We start from the raw sequence: 3,576 nt of genomic DNA on the forward strand, positions 1-3,576 counted from the left end.
GAAGTGGAGAGGGATGGAGAGCCGAGGAGCTCCGTGGAAGAAGAGATTGCCCACTACAGGAAGAGGTTCATGGACTCGATGGACAATGATTTCGGCACTCCGGGTGCAATCAGGGCACTGTTGGACTTCGCCGGAAGTGAGAAGACATCACCAGACGAGTTGAGGATGACCGAGGCAAGGCTCGCACTGGGAGTCCTCAACGAGGCAGACAGCATACTCGGGCTTACTGGTGCAGACTGAAATCTATTTAAACGAAGATGGCATTAGTGCGAGGGCAAGGTGTTGGATTGGTTGAGTTCAAGGCTATCATCGCGGACCCGAAGAAGGGCATAAGCTACTCCACAACGATTGGGGGACACCAGGCGAACTCCCTCATCGGAAAGAAGATCGGAGAGGAGATTGACGGCATTTTCGTTGACCTTCCAGGATACAAGCTCAGGATCACAGGTGGATCGGACAAGACCGGAACGCCCATGAGGAGGGACATCCCGGGCGGAAGGAGGAAGAGTGTCCTTGTCACGAAGGGCGTCGGATTCAAGCCGAAGGACAAGGGCGTGAGAAAACGGAAAACGTTTCGCGGGAATGCGATCTCCCAAGAGATATCACAGCTCAACCTGCGTGTGACAAAGAGGGGCCCCCGGTCGATTGAGGACAGCCTGAAGGCACGAGAGGCCACGGAATGAATGTTCCCGTCCAGCCCGAGGCGAACATAGGGATGATCGGTCACGTTGACCATGGAAAGACAACCCTCACGAAGATGCTCACAGGGGAGTGGACGGACAGGCATTCCGAGGAGATCAAGAGGGGGATATCCATCAGGCTTGGATATGCCGATGCTTCATTCTACAAATGCCCGGACTGCCCGGAGCCCGAATGCTACTCCGTGGAACCTGAATGTCCCAAGTGTGGAACGAAGGGGGAGTTCCTTAGAGCTGTGAGCTTCGTTGACTCTCCCGGACACGAGACGCTGATGGCGACCATGCTCTCAGGAGCTGCGATAATGGACGGCGCCCTGCTTCTCGTCGCTGCTAATGAGGAGTGTCCTCAGCCGCAGACGAAGGAGCACCTGATGGGGCTGAGCATCACGGGTGTTGAGAACATAGTGATCGTCCAGAACAAGATAGACATCGTCGATCAAGAAAGGAGTCGAGAGAACTACGAGGAGATCCGATCCTTCATTGACGGGACCATTGCTGAGAATTCACCGATTGTGCCTCTCTCGGCCCACCATCACATAAACATCGACGTTCTCATAATGGAGATGGAAAAGAGAATACCCACTGCGGACAGGGATCTCGACGCACCTCCGAAGATGAATGTGGCCAGATCGTTCGACATAAACGTCCCTGGGACGTCTCCGAAGAAGCTGCGGGGCGGAGTCATAGGCGGTTCCCTGACACAGGGGAGAATAAAGGTCGGGGACGACATCTTCATCACTCCGGGCTTCAAGCGGGAGGTTTCTGGAGAGATGGTTTGGGATCCGATCAAGAGCAAGGTGACCTCTCTCGTCTCCGGGGGGGCGCAGAGGGATGAGGTTGGACCGGGCGGGCTGATAGCCGTGGGTACGGAACTCGATCCCTCGCTGGTGAAGTCGGACTCGCTGACGGGAAGGGTCGCGGGGGCGGAAAAGGCACTTCCAGACGTGCTGAAATCCCTGACACTAGAGATAAACCTCCTTGAGCGGGTGGTCGGCGCGGCGGAGGAACTCGAAGTTGACAACATCAAGACGAACGAGCCGCTGATGCTGAACGTGGGAACCGCCACGACCGTCGGCATCGTGACAAGCGCCCGAGAACAGCTTAGTGACATCGCGCTCAAGATCCGGATAAGCGCGGAACCGGGCCAGCGCATCGCCATTTCGCGGAGGATAGGCGGGAGATGGCGCTTGATAGGATACGGAATCATTCAGTGATCAGAGGGTCATGTCTGATTCTCAGGAAACCTACCTTGTCGGAAAGTTTTATCTTGTCTCAACCGAATAGCGAATACTGAGACGGGTAGTGGTAAGACCACTCAGCAATATGCACGCTGGGACAAAGGGTGCGCTCTAATCCTGAACCCAAAGGTGGCACGCGTCAGGAAGAACCTGGATCACACTGGATTCGGTAGTAACTGCCTGCCCGTCTCGCCTTCTTGCATTCCCGATAGAAAGAAATAGAGTATTCTCATTCAAAGCCTGAGGAAAGCTGGATGAAGGTCCTTTTCAGGGACGATAAGAAGGGCAACATCAAATTGCTCATTCAGACCATGGACGACCTGTGGCATCTCTACAATCTGATCGAGGAGGGAGATCTGGTCGTTGCCATGACGTTCCGCAGGGATGATCAGTTGACAGACAAGCTGAGACCGGAGAGAATGGGCAAGAAGAGGGTCAGGCTCGGCATCCGCGTACAGAAGGCAGAGTTCCATGACTTCACAGACAGGCTCAGGATACGGGGGACCATCGAGACGGGCTCCGAGGAGATTGGCTCCTACCATACATTCAACGTCACTCTGAGGGACAACATCAGCGTAGTGAAGGACTGGAAGGACTCACATCTGAGAAGGATAGAGGAGGCCGTTGCATCCACACTGCAACCTCTGATCACGTTCGTTTCGATGGACGACGAGTCGGCGCTCCTAGCGCAGATGCATCAGTACGCGATTAGGGAGATAGCCACGATCAGAGGACCCGGATCTGGAAAACAGTTCAAGAGTCCCGCTACGAAGGAGGATTACTTCTCCGAGATCCTTGACACGACCAAGTCTCTGGAGCAGACGGGCATCCTCATCGTTGTCGGTCCAGGCTTCACGAGGAAGGACTTCTTCGACTACGGCAAGAGGAAGTCGGCAGAGACCTTCGAGAAGGGCTACACGATTGTCACGGGTTCGGCTGGTATGGCGGGGATCCAGGAAGCCCTCAAGCGTGGCATGGGAGAGCAGGCGCTCCTCGACAGCAAGGTCGCCACGGAGACGAGGCTCGTTGAGGAGGTGCTTTCGGAGATCTCGAAGGAGGGGGCATACGCCTATGGAGAGGAGGAGGTCTCCAAAGCCATTGACATGGGAGCGATCGAAACGTTGCTCGTCACGGAGGACTCGATAAGGGACGAGAAGAGAGAGGCCCTGATGAAGGGGGCGGAAAGAGCCAAAGGCAAGGTCGTCATCGTTAGCAGCCGTCACGAGGCGGGAAAGAAGCTCCTGTCGCTCGGAGGGCTGGCCGCCCTTCTGCGCTACAAGATCTAGCACTATGCCCGTCCGTACGACTCTCCACGCTTGAAGGCGGTGACTATCAGGTGGGCCACCCGGATGGGCTCGGGAAGAGCGCCTCTCACGGTAGATTTCCTAATCGTGCCCTTCAGTTCGGCGAAGCCTATGCCGACGTGCTGCACATAGATGGGACTGTACTCTGTCTCCACCTTCTTGATCTCGTTCTTTGAGATGAGCTTGAACCTTTCCTTCCAATCATCGAACTTCTTCTCGAGCGCGATCCTGATCGATTCCATATCCGGACGTTTCCTGCTGATGCTTGCGACAGGGATCCCGACATCCTCGCTCAGCTTGCCGATGTCCACCACGTTGAACCCGCCCAGAGCGATC

5 protein-coding genes are annotated in these 3,576 nt (G+C 55.7%); 4 read left to right on the top strand and 1 reads right to left on the bottom strand.

The features are described from left to right. From LN415_09650 to LN415_09665, 4 genes are all read left to right on the top strand, one after another. Positions 1–240: hypothetical protein (locus LN415_09650; protein MCJ2557349.1), on the top strand; the 240-nt coding region annotated here is incomplete at its 5' end. Between the two features lie 47 nt (positions 241–287). Continuing rightward, on the top strand, positions 288–683 hold the full coding sequence (locus LN415_09655) for a 30S ribosomal protein S6e (GenBank protein MCJ2557350.1): 396 nt from the start codon (positions 288–290) through the stop codon (positions 681–683). Continuing rightward, entirely contained in the window at positions 680–1,912 is a 1,233-nt protein-coding gene (locus tag LN415_09660) for a translation initiation factor IF-2 subunit gamma (protein ID MCJ2557351.1), read from the top strand. The genes LN415_09655 and LN415_09660 overlap by 4 nt, the downstream gene beginning before the upstream one ends. 278 nt (positions 1,913–2,190) lie before the next feature. After that, entirely contained in the window at positions 2,191–3,222 is a 1,032-nt protein-coding gene (locus LN415_09665; GenBank protein MCJ2557352.1) for an mRNA surveillance protein pelota, read from the top strand. Between the two features lie 2 nt (positions 3,223–3,224). On the opposite strand, the gene LN415_09670 is transcribed toward LN415_09665, so the two are convergent. Next, on the bottom strand, positions 3,225–3,576 hold a 352-nt coding region (locus LN415_09670; GenBank protein ID MCJ2557353.1), incomplete at its 5' end, for a DUF99 family protein.

It is taken from the genome of Candidatus Thermoplasmatota archaeon (assembly GCA_022848865.1).
Taxonomy (GTDB): Archaea; Thermoplasmatota; Thermoplasmata; order RBG-16-68-12; family JAGMCJ01; genus JAGMCJ01.

Bases quoted from the DNA above. Each gene is read 5' to 3' on its own strand.
- LN415_09665 (MCJ2557352.1), top strand. From the start codon at position 2,191: ATGAAGGTCCTTTTCAGGGACGATAAGAAGGGCAACATCAAATTGCTC.
- LN415_09660 (MCJ2557351.1), top strand. From the start codon at position 680: ATGAATGTTCCCGTCCAGCCCGAGGCGAACATAGGGATGATCGGTCAC.